Source organism: Leifsonia sp. 2TAF2 (genome assembly GCF_052115085.1).
GTDB lineage: Bacteria > Actinomycetota > Actinomycetes > Actinomycetales > Microbacteriaceae > Leifsonia.
Genome location: NZ_JBFRFY010000001.1, coordinates 1892104 through 1912829 on the forward strand (window position 1 = coordinate 1892104; position 20726 = coordinate 1912829).

Annotated in this window: 18 protein-coding genes; 4 read left to right on the top strand and 14 right to left on the bottom strand. The window is 70.1% G+C overall.

Annotated features, from left to right (window positions below; genetic code table 11):
* Positions 1-39: 39 nt before the first annotated feature.
* From AB4Z18_RS09105 to AB4Z18_RS09135, 7 genes are all read right to left on the bottom strand, one after another.
* Positions 40-591 (bottom strand): YceI family protein, encoded by a 552-nt coding sequence (locus AB4Z18_RS09105; RefSeq protein ID WP_441782362.1) that lies wholly within the window; start codon positions 589-591, stop codon positions 40-42.
* Positions 592-702: 111 nt separating this feature from the next.
* The gene (locus AB4Z18_RS09110) at positions 703-1875 is read right to left on the bottom strand and encodes a glycoside hydrolase family 3 N-terminal domain-containing protein (RefSeq protein ID WP_441782363.1); all 1173 of its coding nucleotides are present in this window, start codon (positions 1873-1875) and stop codon (positions 703-705) included.
* Between the two features lie 58 nt (positions 1876-1933).
* Positions 1934-2938 (bottom strand): carbohydrate ABC transporter permease, encoded by a 1005-nt coding sequence (locus AB4Z18_RS09115; protein ID WP_441782364.1) that lies wholly within the window; start codon positions 2936-2938, stop codon positions 1934-1936.
* Positions 2935-3864 carry a carbohydrate ABC transporter permease gene (locus tag AB4Z18_RS09120; RefSeq protein WP_441782365.1) on the bottom strand — a complete coding sequence of 310 codons (930 nt, stop codon included), beginning with the start codon at positions 3862-3864 and terminating at the stop codon, positions 2935-2937. The genes AB4Z18_RS09115 and AB4Z18_RS09120 overlap by 4 nt, the downstream gene beginning before the upstream one ends.
* 87 nt (positions 3865-3951) lie before the next feature.
* Positions 3952-5325 carry an ABC transporter substrate-binding protein gene (locus tag AB4Z18_RS09125; protein ID WP_441782366.1) on the bottom strand — a complete coding sequence of 458 codons (1374 nt, stop codon included), beginning with the start codon at positions 5323-5325 and terminating at the stop codon, positions 3952-3954.
* Positions 5326-5364: 39 nt separating this feature from the next.
* Complete coding sequence (locus tag AB4Z18_RS09130; protein WP_441783000.1) at positions 5365-7101, bottom strand: glycoside hydrolase family 13 protein; 1737 nt, start codon at positions 7099-7101, stop codon at positions 5365-5367.
* A gap of 156 nt (positions 7102-7257) precedes the next feature.
* Entirely contained in the window at positions 7258-8271 is a 1014-nt protein-coding gene (locus AB4Z18_RS09135; RefSeq protein WP_441782367.1) for a LacI family DNA-binding transcriptional regulator, read from the bottom strand.
* A gap of 72 nt (positions 8272-8343) precedes the next feature.
* Here AB4Z18_RS09135 and AB4Z18_RS09140 point away from each other — a divergent pair, with 72 nt between their 5' ends.
* Complete coding sequence (locus AB4Z18_RS09140) at positions 8344-9177, top strand: UbiA family prenyltransferase (protein WP_441782368.1); 834 nt, start codon at positions 8344-8346, stop codon at positions 9175-9177.
* Here the strand turns inward: AB4Z18_RS09140 and AB4Z18_RS09145 are convergent.
* On the bottom strand, positions 9159-10556 hold the full coding sequence (locus tag AB4Z18_RS09145; RefSeq protein WP_441782369.1) for an MFS transporter: 1398 nt from the start codon (positions 10554-10556) through the stop codon (positions 9159-9161). The genes AB4Z18_RS09140 and AB4Z18_RS09145 overlap by 19 nt on opposite strands.
* Before the next feature lie 52 nt (positions 10557-10608).
* Positions 10609-11934 carry an LCP family protein gene (locus tag AB4Z18_RS09150; RefSeq protein ID WP_441782370.1) on the bottom strand — a complete coding sequence of 442 codons (1326 nt, stop codon included), beginning with the start codon at positions 11932-11934 and terminating at the stop codon, positions 10609-10611.
* Positions 11935-12187: 253 nt separating this feature from the next.
* Between AB4Z18_RS09150 and AB4Z18_RS09155 the strand changes: the two genes are divergently transcribed.
* The 3 genes from AB4Z18_RS09155 to AB4Z18_RS09165 are packed head-to-tail and all read left to right on the top strand — an operon-like array spanning position 12188 to position 15389.
* The gene (locus AB4Z18_RS09155; protein WP_441782371.1) at positions 12188-13408 is read left to right on the top strand and encodes an epoxide hydrolase family protein; all 1221 of its coding nucleotides are present in this window, start codon (positions 12188-12190) and stop codon (positions 13406-13408) included.
* Between the two features lie 12 nt (positions 13409-13420).
* Positions 13421-14362, top strand: a complete 942-nt coding sequence (locus AB4Z18_RS09160) for an alpha/beta fold hydrolase (RefSeq protein WP_441782372.1) — start codon at positions 13421-13423, stop codon at positions 14360-14362.
* On the top strand, positions 14352-15389 hold the full coding sequence (locus tag AB4Z18_RS09165; protein WP_441782373.1) for a redoxin domain-containing protein: 1038 nt from the start codon (positions 14352-14354) through the stop codon (positions 15387-15389). Before AB4Z18_RS09160 ends, AB4Z18_RS09165 begins: the two co-directional genes overlap by 11 nt.
* A 12-nt stretch (positions 15390-15401) precedes the next feature.
* On the opposite strand, the gene AB4Z18_RS09170 is transcribed toward AB4Z18_RS09165, so the two are convergent.
* From AB4Z18_RS09170 to AB4Z18_RS09190, 5 genes are all read right to left on the bottom strand, one after another.
* Entirely contained in the window at positions 15402-16373 is a 972-nt protein-coding gene (locus AB4Z18_RS09170; protein ID WP_441782374.1) for a helix-turn-helix domain-containing protein, read from the bottom strand.
* A gap of 15 nt (positions 16374-16388) precedes the next feature.
* On the bottom strand, positions 16389-17021 hold the full coding sequence (locus tag AB4Z18_RS09175) for an MEDS domain-containing protein (protein ID WP_441782375.1): 633 nt from the start codon (positions 17019-17021) through the stop codon (positions 16389-16391).
* A gap of 246 nt (positions 17022-17267) precedes the next feature.
* Complete coding sequence (locus AB4Z18_RS09180; RefSeq protein ID WP_441782376.1) at positions 17268-17444, bottom strand: hypothetical protein; 177 nt, start codon at positions 17442-17444, stop codon at positions 17268-17270.
* Positions 17435-17878 carry a hypothetical protein gene (locus AB4Z18_RS09185; RefSeq protein ID WP_441782377.1) on the bottom strand — a complete coding sequence of 148 codons (444 nt, stop codon included), beginning with the start codon at positions 17876-17878 and terminating at the stop codon, positions 17435-17437. Before AB4Z18_RS09185 ends, AB4Z18_RS09180 begins: the two co-directional genes overlap by 10 nt.
* Before the next feature lie 175 nt (positions 17879-18053).
* Positions 18054-20708 (bottom strand): putative Ig domain-containing protein, encoded by a 2655-nt coding sequence (locus tag AB4Z18_RS09190; protein ID WP_441782378.1) that lies wholly within the window; start codon positions 20706-20708, stop codon positions 18054-18056.
* Positions 20709-20726 lie beyond the last annotated feature (18 nt).

Here is a 20726-nt window from a genome sequence, read left to right on the forward strand (position 1 = left end):
ACGGTGGGGGCGGGGCGGGAGTGGGACGCGCGAGCGGGGTTACGCGTCGGCGAGGACGGCCTGCAGCTCGAGGGTGATGGTCACCTCGTCGCCGAGGAGCATTCCGCCGGTCTCGAGCGCGGCGTTGTAGGTGAGGCCGAAGTCCTCGCGGTTGATCTTGGTCTTGGCGGTAGCGCCGGCCTTGTAGTTGCCGTACGGGTCCTGACCGAAGCCACCGAAGTCGAATTCGAACGTCACGGGCTTGGTGACGCCCTTGATGGTGAGGTCGCCGTCGACGAGGAAGTCGCCGCCCTCGTGGCGCACGCCGGTCGAGACGAACTCGATGGTCGGGTGCTCGTCGGCGAGGAAGAAGTCACCGGTGCGCAGGTGCGCGTCGCGGTTCTTGTCCTTGGTGTTGATGGAGGCGACGTCGGCCTTCGCGGTGACCTTCGACTCGAGCGGGTTCTCGGCGGTGACGAAGGTGGCGTCGAAGTTCTCGAACACGCCCTTGACCTTGCTGATCATCAGGTGGCGGATGCTGAAGCCGACCTCGCTGTGGGTGGGGTCGATGGTCCAGGTGCCTGCTTTGTAGCCGGGGATCTCGATGGTCACGGTGTCTCCTCGTGGAATCTGTGCGCAGGGCAGCCGGTCCGCCCGCGTTCGAGTACATGCAAGCGTATGGATCGGCTGTCTATTCCGGATCCGAGAAAAAAAGTTGACGCGTCACCCTTTCGGCGCGAGCGACCGCCGCAGTTCCAGCACCTTCAGCGCATCCGCATCGATCTGAGCGGCCGGGATGCGCCCCCGCTGCACCGCCGCCACCACCGCGTCGATGAGAGCACCGGGATCCCCGCCCGCGGGCAGCACGTCGAGCACCATGGTGTTGCCCGCAGCGAACGCCTGCACCGCGTTCTCCCCCGGATCCTGATACTGCGGAAGGCCGGTGTCCTGCAGCATCCGCAGGTCGTCGGTGATGCTGACGCCGCGGAACCCGAGCTCGTCGGTGAGGATGCGGTGCCAGGCGGGTGAGAGCGACGCGGGCGCCGCATCCACCTGCGTATACGCGAGATGGCCGAACATCACCAGCTCCGCCCCTGCGCCGATGCCCGCCCGGAACGAGGGCGCGTCTCGCACGGCCCAGTCCGCTTTCGTCACCGGCGTCGCCGGGACGGCGCGGTGCGAGTCGGCCTCGGTCTCGCCGTGCCCGGGAAAGTGCTTGAGCGTGCTGAGCACCATCCCCCGCTCGCCGGCCACCGACGCGGCGACCCGAGCGGACGCGCCGCCCGGCTCCGTGCCGAGCACGCGGTCGGCGATGAATGAGTGCGGATCGGCCGTGACGTCGGCGACGGTCCCGAAGTTCACCGAGATCCCGGAGTCACGCAACAGCTGCGCGCGCCGCGCGAACGCGGCGCGGGTGGCGGCCGGGTCCTGCGATCGCAGGGTGTCCGCACCGGGCTGGTCATCCCAGGCGAGCCGGGTGACGTCCCCGCCCTCCTCGTCGACGGCGATCAGCGGAGGGAGGCCGGGGTCGGACGCCTTCATCGCACCCGTCTGCGCGGCGAGCTCCGCGGGGCTGCCCGGGATGTTGTCGCCCATCAGGATCATGCCGCCGAGGCCGTACCGGTCGACGTACCCGCGCAGGGCCGCCGGGTCGGTGCCCGGCAGGTGGAGCATGAAGAGGCCCGCGACCTTCTGCCGCAGGGTCTGGTTCGCCAGGCGCAGCTTGGCGTAGGCGACGACGGGATCGACCTTAGGCGTGGGAGTCGGGGTCGAAGCGGCCGACTGCGACGGTGAACCGCCGAGTGGATGCGCGGGAGCGGCGCCGACGCAGCCCGCCAGCGTCGCGCACAGCGCCACGGCGACCGCCGCGGCGGTCCATCGTCGGGCGGCACGCATCCATCGATGTTAACTCAGCGAGGCTGCGGCTCCGCTCAGTGCAGTCCGCTCAGCGAACTCACCCCTTGACCGCGCCCCCGAGCCCCGCGCTCCGCAGGAACAGCCCCTGGAACACCAGGAAGAGCACGATCGGGATGAGCGTCGAGATGGCGAGCGCAGCCAAGTACACATCCAGCTGGATCGCGGCCTGCAGCGTCGGCAGCCGCACCGACAGCGGCTGCAGCGCCGGGTCGCGCAGCACCAGCAGCGGCCACAGGTAGTCCTTCCAGGCCGCGATGATCGCGAACACCGACACCACGCCGAGGATCGGCTTCGACATCGGCAGGACGATCGACCAGAACAGCCGGAACGGCCCGGCCCCGTCGGTCCGCGCCGCCTCGAACACCTCGCGCGGCAGGTTGTCGAAGAACCGCTTCACGAGCACCACATTGAAGGCGCTCGCCCCGGCGGGCAGCCACACCGCCCAGAACGTGTTGATGAGCGAGGTCCCAAGCAGCGGCGGGTTCAGGATGGTGAGGTACAGCGGCACGAGCAGCACCACTGACGGCACGAACAGGGTGGTCAGGATGAGGCCGTACAGCACTTTCCCGTACGCGGGCCGCAGCACGCTCAGCGCATACCCGGCGGTGGTCGCCACGATGATCTGCGCCGCCCAGGACCCGGCGGCGACCCAGATCGTGTTGACGAACTGCACATCGATGTGGACGGTCGACCACGCCGTCGAGAGGTTGGCCCAGTCCACACCGTGCGGGAACAGGGCCATAGGCGTCTGAAGGGTGTCCACCGTCGGCGTGATGGCCGACTTCGCGAGCCACAGCAGCGGGCCGAGCCCGACGACGATCAGCACCACGAGCAGCACGCCGTGCACCACGCGCGTGCTCCAGCGGACCCCGGGCTTGCGCCGGTCCGAGATCGAGAGGATGCCGCGGTCGGCCGAGTCCTCGACGACCCGGAGCCGCCCGCCGCGACGGCGCCGACGCGGCGGCTCGGGGCTTGCGCCCTCCTCGATGACGTCGGTGAGGACGTTCCTGACTTCAGGGGGCAGTTGGGTCGAGGTGCTCAATTGGTGCTCCAGGACTTGGTGAGACGGAAGTAGACCAGAGACAGCACGGCGAGGAACCCGGCGAGCATCAGGCTGAGGGCCGTCGCCGCTCCGTAGTCGCCTCCCAACGAGTTCTGGAACGCGTAGCGGTAGATCAGCAGCAGGACGGTGACCGTCGAGTCGACCGGGCCTCCCCCGGTGAAGAGGAACGGCTCGAGGAAGACCTGCGCCGTCCCGATGATCTGCAGGATGAGCGTGATGAGCAGGATGCTGCGCAGCTGTGGCAGGGTGACGTGCCAGATCTTGCGCCAGATGCCCGCACCATCCACTTCGGCCGCGTCGTACAGCTCGGGCGCCACCCCCGTGATCGCGGCGAGGTAGATGATGATCGTGGCGCCGGCCGCTGCCCAGGTCGCCTCGACCACCAGCGACGGCATCGCCTGAGCGGCCGACTGGATCCACGGCTGCGGCGGGATGCCGACCCAGCCGAGGATCGTGTTGAAGACGCCGTCAGGCCGGGCGTCGTAGAAGAACTTCCACAGCAGCACTGCCACGACCGGCGGCACCACGACCGGGAGGTACGCGAGCGCGCTGTAGAGCCCTTTTGCCCGCTTCACCTCGCTCATGAGGACGGCCGCGATCAGCGGGATCGGGTAGCCGAGGATCAGCGCGAGGAGGGCGAACCACGCCGTGTTGCCGACGGCCGTCCAGAACAGCGGATCGTTCACCACCTGGACGAAGTTGTCCCAGCCCACCCAGGTGGGAGCGGAGACGAGGTTGGTGTGCTGGAAGCTCATCACCACGCTTCGCACGATCGGCCACCACGAGAAGATGCCGAAGATCAGGAGCATCGGCAGCAGGAAGAGCAGGCTGCTGAGTCCCCCGCCGCGGATCCAGGTGAGGGGCGTGCGCCGAGGGCGGGCGCGGGTGCGATCGATCGCTGTCATGGTGGTTCTCCGGGTGCCGAGGGCCGGCGGGATGCGCATGGCATCCCGCCGGCCGGATGGGCTTACTGACTGGCTGCTGCTCGGCGGTTACTTGTCCGCGTCGACGAGCTTCTGGATGTCGCTGTCGACCTTGGTCAGCAGCGCGTCGATGTCGGCGTGCTCATCTGTCAGTACCGCCTGGACGACCGAGTCGAGCGCACCGTAGAGCTCCTGCGAGTGCTTGTTCGGCTCCGGGACCAGGTTGGCGTCGAAGATCTTGTCCGTGAACGGCGCCACGTTCTCCTGCGGGACGTTCACCTCATCCTTGATCCACTCCATGTTCTGGTCGTAGGTGGCCTTGTCGAAGACCGGCAGCGTCGGGACGCCCACCGGCTGGTTGGACTTCACCAGCACCGTGGCGTCGGCGATCGCCTGCTCCTTGTTGAGCAGCTTCTGCATGTAGTAGAAGTCGATCCACTTGACCGCCGCCTCCTTCTGCGCCTGCGACGACTTGGGGCTGACCGCCGCGACGTTGCCGCCGACGAGGACGCCCGCGTCGCTGTTGCTCGCGTCGATGGGCAGCATCGTCAGCCCGTAGTTCTTCGGGTCGACGTTGTTCTGCTGCACGAGCGAGGTGAGCACGTCGGATCCCGACGGGTACATGGCGATCTGGCCGGCGCCGAACGCCTGGTTGATGCCGCTCCAGTCGAGCAGGTAATTGCTGCCGACCGAGTTGTCCTCGAAGCGGAGGTCGTGCAGCCACTGCAGCGCCTCCTTGGTCACCGGGTTGTCGGTGGTGACCTTCGTCGTGTCGCCGTCGGTGGTCTCCATCCGGCCGCCGCGGGCGTACACCGTTGTGGTGAGCTCCCAGCCGCCGGTGTTGCCCTGGGTCATCTGCATATAGCCGGCGACGCCTGGAACCTTCTCGGAGATCGTCTTGGCGTCCTGACGGACCTCATCCCAGGTCGTCGGTGGCTTGTCGGGGTCGAGCCCCGCCTTCTGGAAGATCTCGCGGTTGTACGAGAGCCCCATCGCGTACGGGCCGTACGGGATGCCGTAGACCTTGTCGCCGGACTTGGCCACGGCCAGCACGTTCTCGTTGAACTTCTTCGCGTACGGGAGCTTGTCGACCTCTGCTGTGATGTCGGCCAGCTGCCCGGCCTGGACCAGCGCCTGGGAGTCGGTGAACGGCACGTTGAAGACGTCCGGGAGGGTGCCGCCCGCGAGCTGCGTCGCAAACGTCGGGCCCGTCCACTGGTATTCCTCGGACTTGATGACGATGTTCGGGTTGGCCTTCTCGAACTCCTTCACCCGATCGTCGAACGCCTTGAAGGCGGCCTTGTCGCTGCCCGGGATGAGGCTGGCGACGGTGATGTGGACCTTGCCGTCGGATTCGCCGCCGGACGAGGAGCATCCGGCGAGGAGCCCGGCTCCGGCGAGGGTGACCGCGGCGACCGCCGCGATCGTGCGTACTGACTTCATTGTCTGGACCCTTTCGAGTGTGATGCGTGGATGGTGCGTTCAGGTGGTGAGGTGCCCCGCGGTCGGCCGCTGGGTGCGCAGCCACGCCGTGGAGTCGGGTGGCAGGAGTCCGCCGACGAGCGGACTGCTGCTGAGCAGGATCGCCTGGTGCTCGGGCAGAGCGACCGGGGCGCCGGACAGGTTGGTGACGCTGACGAACGCGGCTCCGCGGGCGAAAGCCAGCACGCCGGCGGGCGACGCGAGCCAGGTGAGCGGACCGTCGCCGAGCGCGGGCTCTGCGCGCCGGATGCGCAACGCCTGCCGGTACAGCCAGAGCATCGACGAGGGATCGCTCTGCTGCGCCTGCACGCTGAGGTCACCCCAGTCCGCCGGCTGCGGCAGCCAGGGCGCGGCGGAAGCGTCCTCGGGGCTGAAGCCGAACGGCGGGGTGGTCCCCCGCCAGGGCAGCGGGACGCGGCAGCCGTCACGGCCGGGGTCGACACCGCCCGAGCGCTCGTGCATCGGGTCCTCGCGCAGTTCGTCCGGCAGGTCCTCGACCTCCGGGAGGCCGAGCTCGTCGCCCTGGTAGATGTACAGCGAGCCCGGGAGGGCCGAGGTGAGAAGAGCTGCGGCGCGGGCCCGTCGACGTCCGAGGGCGAGGTCGGTCGGTGTGCCCTTGCGCTTCTTCGCGAAGGCGAACGACGAGTCCTCCCGGCCGTAGCGCGTGACCGCACGGGTGACATCGTGGTTCGACAGCACCCAGGTGCTCGGGGCGTGCACCGGCGCGTGCGCGGCGAGGGTCTCGTCGATGGATGCGCGCAGGGCGTCCGCATCCCACGGTCGCGCCAGGAAGTCGAAGTTGAAGGCGGTATGCAGCTCGTCGGGCCGCAGGTACAGGGCGAACCGCTCGATGTCGGGCAGCCAGATCTCCCCCACCAGGACGCGCGTGCCGGGGTAGGCGTCGGCGAGGGTGCGCCAACTGCGGTAGATCTCGTGCAGCTCGTCGCGGTCCTGGTTCGGGTGCTCACCGGCCGCGGGATGCTCGGGGATCTCGGGCAGGGCCGGGTCCTTCACGAGAAGCGCGGCGGAGTCGATCCGGACGCCCGCGACGCCGCGGTCGAACCAGAAGCGCAGGATGTCCTCGTGCTCCCGCCGGACGTCCGGATGGTTCCAGTTCAGGTCTGGCTGCTGGGGGCTGAACAGGTGGAGGTACCACTCGCCGGGCGTCCCGTCGGCGTTCGTCGTGCGCGTCCACGTGTCGCCGGAGAAGTTCGAGGGCCAGGACGTCGGCATCTCATCGCGATGCACGCCCCGGCCGGGCCGGAACCAGAACCGCTCGCGCTCGGGCGATCCGGGACCAGCCGCCAGCGCCTCCTGGAACCAGCGGTGGCGATCCGAGACGTGGTTCGGGACGATGTCGATGATGGTGCGGATGCCGAGGGCGAGCGCCTCGGAGATCAGCGCCTCCGCTTCATGCAGGTCACCGAAAGCCGGGTGGATGCTTCGGTAGTCGGCCACGTCGTAGCCGCCGTCGGCGAGCGGCGACGCGTACCAGGGCGTGAACCAGATCGCGTCGACGCCGAGGTCGGCGAGGTACGGCAGGTGCTGACGGACCCCGGCGAGGTCGCCGACTCCGTCGCCGTTCCCGTCGGCGAAGCTGCGCGGGTAGATCTGGTAGATCACGGCGCTGCGCCACCACTGCGGGTCGTCGGCCGGCGGCGTAGGGCCGGCGGCACCGGTCGCGGCTGCCGCTGAGCCGCCCGCCGGGGCGACGGGTGCGGCGGTGCCGCCATCCATCAGGGTGAGATCCACGCTGAGCCCTTCGGTCGTCTGTCGTCGCGACGAACCGGCTCGGCGCCGTCGTCGTTGTCCGAAATGTAGCTAAGACGACAAGATGACGCAAGAACTCAACAATACGTAATTGGTTTGCGCACATTTGCGTGCGCTTGCACGTCAGGCGGGGTGCGGAACGGGTCCTGTGGAGCCGCGGACGACCAGCTCCGGCTCGAAGAAGAGCTCGTCGCGGATGGCCGAATCGCTCGAGATCTGACGGAGCAGCAGCTCGATCACGGTGCGACCCATCGGTTCGATGGGCTGCCGGATCGTGGTGAGCGGGGGCTCGGTGCAGTTCATCAGGGCCGAGTCGTCGAACCCGACGATCGACACATCCCGCGGCACCGACAGCCCGGCACGCCGGACGGCGCGGATGGCACCCAGCGCCATGGGGTCGCTCGCGCACACGATCGCGGTGACACCGGCCGCGAGCAGCCGTGTCGCCGCAGCCTGGCCGGCCTCCAGGGAGTACAGCGAGTGCACGACCAGCGACTCGTCGAGTTCGGTGCCCCATCCCTCGGCGATGCGCCGCGCAGCCTCGAGCTTCCGCTGCGACGGGACGTGGTCGCGCGGGCCGAGCAGCAGCCCGATCCGCTCGTGCCCGAGGGAGCGCAGGTGCGTCAGCGCCTGGGCCGTCGCCACCGAGTCGTCGCACGACACCGTGGCGAAGTGGAGCGAATCGACCGGAGCGTTGACGAGCACGGTCGGCAGATTCAGGTCGGTGAGCCGGCCGTAGTGCGCGTGGTCCGCATCCTTCTGCGCGTACGCGCCGCCGACGAAGACCACGCCGGAGACCTGCTGCTGAAGGAGCAGTTCGACGTAGTCGGACTCGGAGATCCCGCCCGCCGTCTGCGTGCACAGCACCGGCGTGTAGCCGTTCTGCGCCAGCGCACCGCCGATGATCTCGGCGAAGGCGGGGAAGATCGGATTCTGCAGCTCAGGGAGCACGAGCCCGACGAGCCGGGCACGCTCGCCTCGGAGTTTCGTCGGCCGCTCGTAGCCGAGCACATCCAGAGCGGTCAGCACGGCCTGCCGGGTGGCATCCGACACGCCGGGCTTGTCGTTGAGCACGCGGCTGACGGTCGCTTCGCTGACGCCGACCTTGCGGGCCACTTCGAGGAGACGTTTCGACATGGCGCCAGTGTACGCAAGTCGTTGCGGATTCACGCAAGTTCCTTGCAACGCCGCTCGGGATACGATGACGGCATGGCGAAGAAGGCGATCTCCCTGCTCCTCGCCAGTCACCCCGGGCCCACCGTCGTCGTCACGGTCATCACCACCCTGCTCGGCGTCGGCCTCGGCTATCCGCCCGCCCGGCTCGCCCTGCTGGCCCTCGCCATCCTGCTCGGTCAGCTGTCGATCGGCTGGTCCAACGACTGGCTGGATGCGGCCCGCGACCGCGCCGTCGAGCGCACGGACAAGCCCGCGGCGCGCGGCGACGTGCCGGTCTCGGTGGTCCGGCTCGCCGCCTTCGTCGCACTGGCGCTCGCGATCTTCGTGACCATTCCGCTCGGCTGGGGCGCGGCCGGGGCCCACCTCGTGCTCATCGCGGGCGGCTGGGCCTACAACCTGGGACTGAAGGCGACCGTGTACTCGTTCGTGCCGTTCGCGATCAGCTTCGGCATCCTCCCGGCCATCGCCACCCTCGGTCAGGAGCAGCCGGCCCTGCCGCAGTGGTGGGTATATGCGGCGGGCGCCCTGCTCGGCGTCGCTGCGCACGTCACCAACGTGCTCCCGGACCTCGACGACGACGCCCGCACCGGCATCCGCGGCCTGCCGCACCGGCTGGGCGCCCGGCTCAGCGGCCTGCTGGCCTTCGCGGCTCTCGCGATAGCCACCCTCCTGATCACCTTCGGCCCCGGCCTGCCCGTCCGCCCGCTGCTCATCGCTGGGCTCGTGATTGGGCTGGGTGCCGCCGTCGCCGGAGTCGTATTGCTACTGCGGCGCAGCCCCACGAGGCTCCTGATGCAGCTCATCATGACGTGCGCGATCGTCGACGTGGCGATGCTCGCGCTCGCGGGTCAGTCCGTGACCGTCTGAATCTTCTCCGCGACACGCGCGTGGTTCTCGATGCCGATGGCCGACACCACGCCTCCGAGGAGAAGCAGTGCGGCCGCGGCGATCATCGCGCGGTGGAGGCCCGCCGTATCCAGGGTCCCGCCGATGATCATGCCCACCGCGGCGACGGCGAGCAGGCCCGCGATCCGCGAGACCGCGTTGTTGGTGGCGGAGGCGATTCCCGCCTGCTCGGGGTGGATCGCCCCGAGGATGGCGCTCGTGAGCGGCGCGACGGTGATCGACAGCCCGACGCCGAACAGCAGGACCGCCGGGAGCAGCGTCGTCCAGTAGTTCACGTCCGTCCCCATCATCAGCAGCCAGAGGAAGCCGACGGCCGCGATCATCGGGCCGACCGCCATGAAGAGCCGAGGTCCGAAGCGTCCGGCGAGCCCGCCGAACAGTCCCGAGAGCAGAAGCATGCAGAGGGTCGAGGGGATGAACACGAAGCCGGCGGCGATGGCCGAGAATCCGGCGACCTGCTGCAGGTAGAGGGTGACGATCAGCGGGCCGAACGAGAGCGCCGCGTACACGAAGAAGGTGGCGATGTTGCCGACCCAGAAGTTGTGGACGCGGAACAGTCCGAGCGGCAGCATCGGCTGCTTCACCCGGGTCTCGGCGATGAAGAAGGCCGCGAGACAAAGGAGGCCGACGACGAGCGGGATCCAGACGCGCGGGTTGGTCCAGCCGTAGGTGCCCTGCTCGATGAGGGCGAAGACCGTGCCTGCCAGACCCACCGAACCGAGGACCGCGCCCAGGTAGTCGACGCGGCCGCCCATCCCCTTGTCGGGGTCATGGAGGGTCATCATCAGGAGCAGGGTGATCGTGATCGGGATGACGTTGATCACGAACACCCACCGCCACGACAGCGTGTCGACGAAGATGCCGCCGATCACCGGCCCCGCGATCATGGCGACCCCGGTCCACGCCGTCCACCGTCCGATCGCCTTCGCCTGCGCGGCGCCCTCGAAGCGGGAGATGATGATCGCCAGCGAGCTGGGCACGAGCAGCGCACCCGCGACGCCCTGGAGGGCCCGGGCGACGATGAGGAAGATCCCCGTAGGCGCGAACGCGCAGAGCAGGGAGGTCACGCCGAAGCCGATCAGTCCTGTGTACAGGACGCGCTTCCGGCCGAACACGTCCGACAGCGAGCCGGCGATCAGGATGAGCGACCCGAGCGTGACGAGGTACGCATCCACCACCCACTGTTGCAGGGGCAGCCCGCCGCCGAGCTCGCGCGAGATCGCCGGAAGGGCCACGTTGATCACGGCGCCGTCGAGGAAGGCGACGAAGCTCGAGAGGATCGCGATGACGAGCACCTTGAGCTGCAGCGACGACATCCGCTCGATCCGTACGTTGGTCATGCTCTCATTCAACGGCCTCGCGGACGGCCGTGGCAACAAACGACCGGCGTGGCTAGTCGTTGCCCTTCGTGCAGGTCTGCTGCGCCGCCGTCTGGCCGGTGATCGTCGACGGGAGCTCGACCGCCCCGCCTGCGGTGTCCGTCGCGCCGGGGGCCGGGGTCGCCGGGGTCGCGGGTGCGGTCGGCGTCACGGGCGACGGTTCGCCGCCTGCGCCCGCGTCCGGGGCGGGCGACGCTGTCGCGGTCGGATCCTCCGCGGCCCGGCCGGTCGACCCGGTCAGCTTCACCGGCTGGTCGTTCACCAGCGCTTCGTTGAGGGCGTCGGCGGCCGACTCCTGCGGAATGACCCTGTTCGGATTGTCCGGGTCGGTGACGGCCGGATACTGCACGAAGACCATGTTGTCGAGGCCGGTGTCCTTCAACGCCAGCGCGATCTGCACCAGCGTCGTCGGGTTGGTGAGGGTGTCCGACGGGGTGATGTTGTCGACCGCAGCCTTCGCCAGCCCGTACAGCTGGACGGGGTTCGACAGCACGCCGCCGCTCACGACCTTGCGCGCCAGGGCCGACAGGAACACCTGCTGGTTGGAGATGCGGCCCAGGTCGCTGCCGTCGCCGACGCCGTGCCTGCTGCGCAGGAACGAGAGGGCGACATCCCCGACGATGGTCTGCTCGCCGGCGGGCAGGTCGAGCGGCGGGTTCGTGTAGTCGTCGACGACCGGCGACGCGAGGCACACGTTGACTCCCCCGACCGCGTTCGACATCGCGCTGACGCCGTTGAAGTTGATCTCTGCCGCGAACGGGATACTCAGCCCCGTCATCTTCGACACCGTCGCCACCACGCAGTTCAGGCCGCCACGCGACAGCGCCGTGTTGAACTGGGCGTACGAGCTGCCGTCGATGGTGCCGCCGTCCGGCGACGGGCAGTCCGGGATGGGCACCATGAGGTCTCGCGGGAAGCTGACGACCATCATGCTCTTGTGGTCCTGGGCGATGTGCAGCAGCATCGTGACGTCGTTGTTGCCCGCGCCGCTGCTCGCATCCTGCTCGTCGGCGCTGTTGTAGATGCCGCCGAGGTCGCTGCGGCTGTCGGTGCCGGCGATCAGCAGGTTCACGCCGCCAGGAATGGCAGCGACGTTGGGGATGTCCTGCGGGATCGGCGTCTGGCCGGGGAGGGCCTGCAGGTGCACGCCCGTCTTGATCGACCGCGCCACATCCCACACCGCGTACGCGGCGACCGACCCGATGCTCACGACGGCGATGACCACCACAGCGGACAGCAGCTTGAGCGCCGCGACCGCTCCTCGGCGGCGCGGCAGGCGACCGTGCCGGACGGCTTCCGGTCCTCGAGCGCGCTGGTGCCGTCGCGGCAGATCGGTCATCGGCATCCCTCGGCTCGTCGGACGTTGCTCGAAATCCTACCGATCCTCGCTTTCCTCCTGCTGCGAGGCGCGCACCCGGTACTGAAGACGCTCTCACGGGGCCGACGCGACCTGCGGATGAGGGTTTCCCCTCATTCGGGGTCGTCCCGCCGCGGGCCTTGGCGGTTCTCCCCGATGCCACGGCGGTCGCGGGCGGAGCATCGTCGCACCCGTGGCCGACCGGCGGCCACGACGACCCGAGGGGGGCCACACCATGACTATCGCCGAGAAGCGCGCCGACGCGGCCGCATCCGGTGCGGACGCCGAGATCCGCCCGTTTTCCTACACCGCCACCGACGAGGAGCTGGACGACCTCCGCCGCCGCATCCGCGCCACCCGGTGGCCTGACCGCGAAACCGTCGACGACACCTCGCAGGGCGTCCGGCTCGAGACGATGCGGGCGCTCGCCGACTACTGGGCCGACCAGCACGACTGGCGCCGGGTGGAGGCCCGGCTCGCGGAGCTGCCGCAGTTCGTCACCGAGATCGACGGCGTCGACATCCACTTCATCCACGTCCGCTCGAAGCATGAGGATGCGCTGCCCCTGATCGTGACGCACGGCTGGCCCGGCTCCGTGATCGAGCAGCTGAAGATCGTCGGCCCGCTGACCGACCCGACGGCGTACGGCGCCGATGCCTCCGACGCCTTCGACCTGGTCATCCCGTCGCTGCCCGGCCACGGCTTCTCCGGCAATCCGCGGACGACCGGGTGGGACCCGATCCGCATCGCCCGTGCGTGGGCGGAGCTGATGCGCCGCCTCGGCTACGACCGCTACGTCGCGCAGGGCGGCGACTGGGGCAACGCGGTGACCGAGCAGCTGGCGCTGCAGACCCCCGAGGGGCTCATCGGCATCCACACCAACATGCCCGCGACCATCCCACCGGCCATCCAATCGGCTCTCGACGCCCACGAGGAGCCGCCGGCGGACCTCGACGAGGAGGAGCGCTACGCGTGGGACCAGCTCGCGTTCTTCTACGCCCACGGCCTCGCCTATGCGCAGGAGATGGGCAACCGGCCGCAGACGCTGTACGGGATCGGCGACTCCCCCGTCGGACTTGCGGCGTGGATGCTCGACCACGACGCCCGTAGCTACGACCTGATCGCCCGCGTGTTCGCCGGCGGCTCGGAGGGGCTGTCCCGCGACGACGTGCTCGACAACGTGACGCTGTACTGGCTGACCAACACCGCCGTCTCCTCCGCGCGGCTGTACTGGGAGAGCAAGCTGCCCTTCTTCGCGCCGAAGGGGGTCACGCTGCCGACCGGTGTCAGCGTGTTCCCGGATGAGATCTACGCCGCGCCGCGCAGCTGGGCGACGCAGGCGTACCCGAACCTCATCCACTTCAACCGCCTCGATCGCGGCGGGCACTTCGCGGCCTGGGAGCAGCCGGAGCTGTTCTCGCAAGAAGTCCGCGCCACGTTCCGATCGCTGCGCTGAGCGGGGCGGACGATGGAGCGCGTTCTGCAGCTCGAGGCCGGCGAACTGAACGTCGGCTACACCGACGACGGACCGGCGGATGCCCCGGTCGCCCTGCTGCTGCACGGCTGGCCGTACGACATCCACAGCTTCGAGGGCGTCGTCCCGCTGCTCGTGGATGCCGGGTTCCGCGTGGTCGTGCCGTACCTCCGCGGGTACGGCACGACCACCTTCCTCGATCCCGGCGCGCTGCGTACCGGGCAGCCAGGCGCGCTGGCACGGGACGCCGTCGCCCTCCTGGATGCGCTCGGCGTCGACTCCGCCGTGATCGGCGGCTCGGACTGGGGTGCGCGGACGACCAACATCGTCGCCGCCCTGTGGCCGGAGCGCGTGCGCGGTCAGGTGACCGCGAGCGGGTACCTGGTCGCCGGCCAGGCAGCGAATGCCAACCCCCTTCCGCCGGAAGGCGAGCTGGCCTGGTGGTACCAGTTCTACTTCGCGACCGAGCGGGGCCGCGCTGGGTACGACCGCTACCGCGACGAGTTCGCGCGGCTCATCTGGCGCACGGCCTCGCCGCGCTGGGACTTCGACGACGCGACGTTCGAACGCACCCGGCCGTCGTTCGCGAACCCGGACCACGTCGACATCGTCATCCACAACTACCGCTGGAGGCTCGGGCTCGCCCCCAGCGACCCGACCCTCGACGAATTGGAGGCGCGGATCGCCGCCCGCCCCGTCATCCCGGTGCCCGCGATCACGCTGGAGGGCGACGCGAACGGCGCGTTCCATCTCGACCCGTCCGCCTATCGCGACCGCTTCACGGGGCCGTACGAGCATCGGCTGCTGACCGGCGGGATCGGCCACAATCTGGCGCAGGAGGCGCCCGAGGCGTTCGCTCAGGCGGTTAGCGATGTCGCGCGCTTGGCGGACACGGCCTCGGCGACGTCCGGATCGGAGGCGGACCGTGTCCGATGACCGCGACCGCGGACTCTTCCGCACCCTCGCGCATAAGCTCGCCGGCGACGCCGAGGACCTCCCAGACGAGGGCCGCCTCCCCTCGTTCGCCCGCGCCACGGGCTGGTTGAACACCGAGCCGCTGACTCCCGAGGGGCTCCGCGGCCGGGTCGTGCTCGTCGCCTTCTGGACGTACACCTGCGTCAACTGGCTGCGGACGGCCCCGTACCTGCGCGCGTGGCACGCGAAGTACGCGGACGCCGGGCTGACCGTGATCGGCGTCCACACCCCCGAGTTCGGCTTCGAGCACGACCGTGCCAACGTGACCGCGCGCACCCGGGCGCTCGACGTCGAATACCCCGTGGCCGTGGACGACGATTACGGCGTCTGGGAGGACTTCGCCAACCACTACTGGCCGGCGTTCTACCTCGCCGACGCCGACGGGCGGCTGCGGTACCACCACTTCGGCGAGGGCGAATACGAGCGCACCGAGATGATGATCCAGCGGCTGCTGATGGATGCGGGAGCCCAAGACCTCGACCTGAACCTCGTCATGGTGGATCCGCAGGGACTGGAGGTGGCGGCCGACTGGCGCGACCTCCGCTCACCCGAGAGCTACCTCGGCTACGGCCAGAGCAGCGGCTTCGTCTCCGAGGCGGCCGACCGCTACGACCGCTCTGAGCGGTACGACAGCGGGCGGGCACTGCCGCTGAACGGCTGGGACCTGACCGGCCGATGGACGCAGGCGCGGCACGCGGCAGTGCTCGACGAAGCGGGCGGCCGGATCGCCTTCGCCTTCCACGCGCGCGACGTGAACCTGGTGATGGGCCCGGGCGCGGACGGCCAACCGATCCCGTTCCGCGTGCTGCTCGACGGGCGGCCGCCCGGCGACGCGCACGGCACCGATGTCGACGCGGACGGCCGCGGCGTGGTCGACCGGCAGGACACCCTCCAGCTGATCCGTCAGGGCTCCCGAATACAGGACGCCGTGGTGGAGCTCGAATTCGACCGCCCAGGACTGGAGGCCTACTGCTTCACCTTCGGGTGAGGCATCCTCCGTTCACACGACGCCGTGCCGCAGGGCGAAGGCGGTCGCTTCGCTGCGCCGGGCAACGCCGATCTTCCGGTAGAGGCTCGTGATGTGCCGCTCGACCGTGCGATCGCTCAGCCACATCACCCCCGCGATCTCCTTGTTGCTGAGCCCCTGCGCCAAAAGACCCAGCACCTCCAGCTCGCGGCGGGTCAGCGTCGCGACCAGGTGGTCGGCGCTGTCGGCGACCAGCGGCGTCGGTGCGCTCGCGGCGGACGCCCGGGCGACACCGGCGACGCCGGCGACACCCGAAACCCCCGCGACCGGCACGGGGATGCTCCCGTCTCCCGCCTCCCGAGACGCCTGGCGTACCCGTCGTGACACCGCGGTGAGAGCGGGACCGACCTCCTCCAACAGCGAGCGAAGCGCCGCACTCTGCCGTTCGAGCGCGTCCTCAGCGGCCCGTCGCGCCCGCTGCTCCGCACTGAGGCGCCTGGCCGTGTGCAGGGCGATCGCCGCCTGCCCGACCGCCACTCGCAAGAGATGCGTCTCCCGGTCGGTCGGGAAATCGGGACGGGATGCGGCCACCAGCACGCTCGCGGACTCCCACGGCAGTGCGAGGGCCAGGCTGGCCACCCGCGTGATCGCCCCCGCCGTCGCCGAGCGCACATCCGTGGTCCGCACGGCCGCGGTTGCGAACCCGGACGCCCCCTCGGGGAACGCGATGCCGCCGCCCGCGGCAGCCGTGCCGGACGCGGGTTCCGCCCGCAACGCCTCCACGAACGCCTCCGGAGCATCGGCCCCGGTCGGCCGCCATCCCTCGATGCGCTCCGTCCCGCCCGGCACCTCGAAGCGGGCGTAGGCGGCATCCAGCCGCAGCACCCCCACGAGCACGCTGAGCAGTCCGTCGGCGATCTCGGCCGGCGCGTGGTCCACCCAGAGCGACGGGAGGGCCAGCAGCGCGCCGAGGTCGCGCATCCACCTCCGGTCGTCCGCCTCCATCGCTCCCGACCGCCCTCAGACCCCGGCCCGGACCGGCCGCTCGGCGAGGAACTCGTCCGGCGGCACGAAGAACGGGTTCTCCTGCAGGATCCCGCCGATCAGAACCATGGGATGGGTCCGCAGGATGTCGATCACGAAGGCGCCGTCGAATCGGGAGGTGTCATAGGCGCAGATCACGACGTGCCGGTGGCGCGCGTGCAGGAAGTTGGCACGCGCCTCGAACTCGATCAGGTCTTCCGCCACGTCGTCGTCGCGAGCGGCCCAGCCCATGTCGGCGACCAGCCGGATGCGCGGCGCCTCCGACGCTCCCAGCATGCGGTCGAGCTGCTCCAACATGTCCTCCTGATCGAAGGCTCCAGTCCGCAAGTACGTCTCCGCCCAGGTGTGCACCTCGCAGCGGCCGCCCACCAGCAGTTCACCGGTGTCATAGCCGAGCCGACGCAGCCGTCGGAGAGGAACGCCCGGGGCCGCGGTGTCGACCAGATGCACCAGGCGGTCGCCCGCCTCCACGCCGTCCCGCACGAACGGGTCCAGCACGGCATCCGCCTCCGCCGATCCGTTGACGAACGCGCAGACGTGCCGATAACGGTCGAGCACCCCGCCCGCGAACGTGACGGGGTCTTCCGCGCTGGGGACCTGAGATGCCATTGCCGACTTCCCGCTTCGAGGTTTGGAGAGTATCCCGTCGGGGAACCCGCGCACAATGCACACCGACCGTTCCGGGCCCGTGCACGGGCCGCTACGCTCGCCTCATGACGAACAAGACCCCGCGCGAAGAAGAGATCCAGAAAGAGCAGGAGGCGAAGGACGCCGAGAAGGAGCGTCTGGAGCAGCAGGAGGAGGAGCGCCTGCGCTGACCTCCCCGGTCCGGCGCCCCTCGCCGGTCGCCGACGCCTAGGAGGCGCTGTCCGCCTGCTCCCTCAGGCGCTCGAAGAACAGTGCAAGCACGGCGCGCTCGCGCCTGGTGAGCCCGGCGATGAGCGGGGCCACCTGCTCCACGGTCGGTTCCGTCTCGAACCGGCCGGCGAACTCGCCGAGCACTGCCGTGATGTCATCCGCTGTCAGGGACATGGGTCACCTCCTTCCGATGGTGTCGAGTTGGTCACTGGCGGGTTGCTCGCGCCCAGGAGGAGCCGTGTCCTCCCGCCGTCGGACTGCAAAAGTCCCAGCCGGCCCGGGATGCACGAGACGAGCGCCCCTTCCCGCGATAGATAGACACGGTGAAGGGCGGAGTCGAGGGTCGTGACCTCGTCCTCCAGGAGTCCGTCCTTCACGAGGACGCAGGTGGGCGGTGCGCCGCGCGTGACGAGGAGGGCATGCACGTCGCGCTCCGGCAGGGCGCTGACATCGAGGGCGGTGCCGTCCTTCAGGGCGACGCGGCCCGTCAGCCGGCTGCGGAACTCCCGTCGGCCACGGGTCGTCGCACGGCCGGCGAGCAGCAGCACCCACCGCTGCGCGAAGAATTCGTGCACGGCAGCGCTGACGTGCTCCTCGACGACCCGCACGATTGCCTCCTGTTCGACTCAGCGGTGCGGCATCCACGGGACCCCGAACCGACGAGCCCCTTGATGTCGAAACCCGTTCGTCTCCCACAGTGCATTCGGCGCGACAGCGTAATCGGATGCCCGTGAGCCGAACAATTCTCCGGCCGGTCGCGCAGGAGGCGCAGCCGGAATCAGCTCAGCGCTGGTGGGGACGGCGCGGCGGTCGAGGCCTCGACGGGCGGACGGCGAAGGCGCCGGCGAGGAGCAGAGCGAAACCGATCACCCAGCCCGGCGTCTGGTCGATGCCGGTCGCCGCGAGCGACTCGGTCATCGGCGGAGTGGACGCGCCGGCGCCGCCCGCAGGAGGAGTAGGAGGAGGAACAACCACCGCGGTCACCGTGACGGGGGCTGTCGCGACCGTCAATCCCGAACGCAGCACCTCGACCTGGTGGTCGCCGGGTGTCACCGAGGACGGCACGGTCGCCGAGAACCGCAGGCTCCCGTCCGGACCGACCGATGCCGACCCGAGCGCGATGGGATCCGAATGGAGCACCACGTCGTAGTCGCCCGGATCGAAGTGCTCACCCGAGACGGTGAGCGTGCCGCCGATCGGGACCGGACTCGTGACGTCGATGGTCAGCTGCGAGATGGCGAGGGAGAACGACGCGGAGGCGGTCTGCGGCTGCGCGGAAGAGTCCGTCACGACGATCGAGAAGGTGCCGGTGAACGGTGCGCCAGCGGTGCCCGAGATCACGCCGGTCGCAGCATCCAGAGTCATTCCGGGGGGCAGCGTCTCCCCCGCGCCGAGCGCGTACGTGTACGGTGCGGTGCCACCGGAGACAGCGACCGGGATGGCCGCGAACGGCACATCGACGTGGGCCTCGACGGGCGAGGCCGCCAGCTCCAGCGCGGGCGGCGGCGCGAGGGCCACCTCGAGCGCAGTCGTCACGGAGGCGGTCTGCGCGGGGAGTTCCGCATCCACCACCTCGATGTGGATCGTGAAGCTGCCCGCGGCGCTGGGGACGCCGCTGATCCGCCCGGTCGCCGCCTCGATCGACAGCCCGGCGGGGAGGTCGGGTGAGGAGTAGCTCAGCGGGGCGAGGCCGCCGCTGACGGAGACCGGCTCAGCGGAATACGGCTCCCCCTCCTCGCCATCAGGCAGCGTCAGCGCCGTCGCGGTCAGCGCGGCCGAGAACACCTGCACGGTCGTCCGTCCGACCTCGACGCCCTGGTAGAGCACGCTCACGACGTGCGATCCGAGCGTCTCAGAGAGCGGAACGGCCACCGTCGAGCCGAGATCGCCCGACGCCGTGACCGTCGTCGTCGCGACCTGGGTGCCGTCGAGGTCGATCTCGTAGTCGCCTACGACGAGGCCTGACGCGGATACCGCCGCGGAGGCGCCCCGACGCACCGTCGCCGGCGCGCCGATCGGCGTGGTCGAGAGGACGAGCGTGGCGGGCCCGGCCACCGCCGTCCCGGGCGGGATCGACGAATCCTGCACGCCGAGCGAGACGCTGTACGTGGATGCCGTGGTCGGGATTCCGCTGACGACACCTGTGGCGCTGTCGAACGAGGTGCCTGGCGGGATACTGCCCGACTCCACAGACCACGAGAAGGGCGCCGTGCCTCCCGACAGCGTGGCCGGGCTCCACGTCAGAGGTTGCCCCACCCGGCCCGTCGCGTCGGCGGCGGGGACGAGCGCCACCGGCGCCGGGCGGACGGTCAGACTCAGCGGAATCGAGACGGTCTGCGGCGCCGGGGAGTTTGCGTCGGTGACCTCAAGGGTGAACGGGAAGACTCCGTTGACCGTCGGAGCGCCCCCGATGCGGCCGGTGAACGGGTCGATGTCCAGCCCGTCGGGAAGGGCCCCGTCTGCGACCGCGAACTCGTAGCTCGTCCGTCCCGCGCGCGTCGCACCGCCGGTGACCGTCACCGCCGGGGTCACCAGAGAAACGCCCTGCTGGGCGACCGGAAGCGTCGGCAGAGTCACGACCAGCTCGGGCACGCTGAAGCGGATCGTCAGCGAACCGTCTCCGCTGTTGACACCGCTCGACGTCTCGGAGAAGTCGCGGTTCGTGGTCTGCAGTGCGCCGGAGCCGCCCCCGCCTGCGCCACACCCGTCCGCGCCTCCGAGAGTTCCGCCTCCGCCGCCGCCCGCATATCCCGAGCCGCCACCCCCGCAGGCACTGAACTGCGTCGCAACGCCTGCAGCGCCGCCCGCGGCGAGCACAAAGTCGGTTCCCGGCGGGACCCGGAGCTGTACGTCCTGACCGCTCTGCCCACCGGGCCGTCCCGTTCCGCCCTGGCCACCGGCTGCGAAACCGCGCAGCGGGCCGCTGGGCGGTGCCTGTCCGCCCTGCCCGGCGTTTCCTGCCGAGCCCCGGCCGGCACCGCCGCCGCCGTCACTTCGGCCACTGACCACGCCGCCGTCGCCCCCGGCGAAGCGGTCGCCCGCAATGGAGCCGCCACTGCCGCCACCCCCGCCGACGACGACCAGCAGGATACCCGGCACGGCGAACACCGATGCGCCACCGCCACCGCGGTAGCCGATAACGTCATCCCCGGTGCCGCTCACCGTCTCCACGTCGCCCGCGGCACCCACCGTGTACAGCACCGGGGTGCCGGCGAAGGAGCGGCCGAGGGTGAAGTCCATGCTCCCCCCACCGCCGCCGTCCCCCTGGAAACCGAACCCTTCCCCGGCCGACAACGTCACACTGATGTTGGTGGCGTTCTCGGGGATCCGAAAGGACCCCTCCCCTGGCGCGAACACGTGTGTCACCTGGATCGTGGCCGCTTCGGCCGGGACCGCAGTGGCCGAGAGGGAGATGGCGACGAGCGCGAGGGAGGCCATCGCCGCGAGCGTCGGCAC

Excerpts from the sequence above, each read along its gene's own strand:
- AB4Z18_RS09125 (WP_441782366.1), bottom strand. The coding sequence starts at position 5,325 with ATGAAGTCAGTACGCACGATCGCGGCGGTCGCCGCGGTCACCCTCGCC.
- AB4Z18_RS09155 (WP_441782371.1), top strand. The coding sequence starts at position 12,188 with ATGACTATCGCCGAGAAGCGCGCCGACGCGGCCGCATCCGGTGCGGAC.
- AB4Z18_RS09135 (WP_441782367.1), bottom strand. The coding sequence starts at position 8,271 with ATGTCGAAACGTCTCCTCGAAGTGGCCCGCAAGGTCGGCGTCAGCGAA.
- AB4Z18_RS09150 (WP_441782370.1), bottom strand. The coding sequence starts at position 11,934 with ATGACCGATCTGCCGCGACGGCACCAGCGCGCTCGAGGACCGGAAGCC.
- AB4Z18_RS09145 (WP_441782369.1), bottom strand. The coding sequence starts at position 10,556 with ATGACCAACGTACGGATCGAGCGGATGTCGTCGCTGCAGCTCAAGGTG.
- AB4Z18_RS09120 (WP_441782365.1), bottom strand. The coding sequence starts at position 3,864 with ATGACAGCGATCGATCGCACCCGCGCCCGCCCTCGGCGCACGCCCCTC.
- AB4Z18_RS09110 (WP_441782363.1), bottom strand. The coding sequence starts at position 1,875 with ATGCGTGCCGCCCGACGATGGACCGCCGCGGCGGTCGCCGTGGCGCTG.
- AB4Z18_RS09190 (WP_441782378.1), bottom strand. The coding sequence starts at position 20,708 with ATGGCCTCCCTCGCGCTCGTCGCCATCTCCCTCTCGGCCACTGCGGTC.
- AB4Z18_RS09130 (WP_441783000.1), bottom strand. The coding sequence starts at position 7,101 with ATGGATGGCGGCACCGCCGCACCCGTCGCCCCGGCGGGCGGCTCAGCG.
- AB4Z18_RS09160 (WP_441782372.1), top strand. The coding sequence starts at position 13,421 with ATGGAGCGCGTTCTGCAGCTCGAGGCCGGCGAACTGAACGTCGGCTAC.
- AB4Z18_RS09140 (WP_441782368.1), top strand. The coding sequence starts at position 8,344 with ATGGCGAAGAAGGCGATCTCCCTGCTCCTCGCCAGTCACCCCGGGCCC.
- AB4Z18_RS09170 (WP_441782374.1), bottom strand. The coding sequence starts at position 16,373 with ATGGAGGCGGACGACCGGAGGTGGATGCGCGACCTCGGCGCGCTGCTG.
- AB4Z18_RS09180 (WP_441782376.1), bottom strand. The coding sequence starts at position 17,444 with ATGTCCCTGACAGCGGATGACATCACGGCAGTGCTCGGCGAGTTCGCC.
- AB4Z18_RS09175 (WP_441782375.1), bottom strand. The coding sequence starts at position 17,021 with ATGGCATCTCAGGTCCCCAGCGCGGAAGACCCCGTCACGTTCGCGGGC.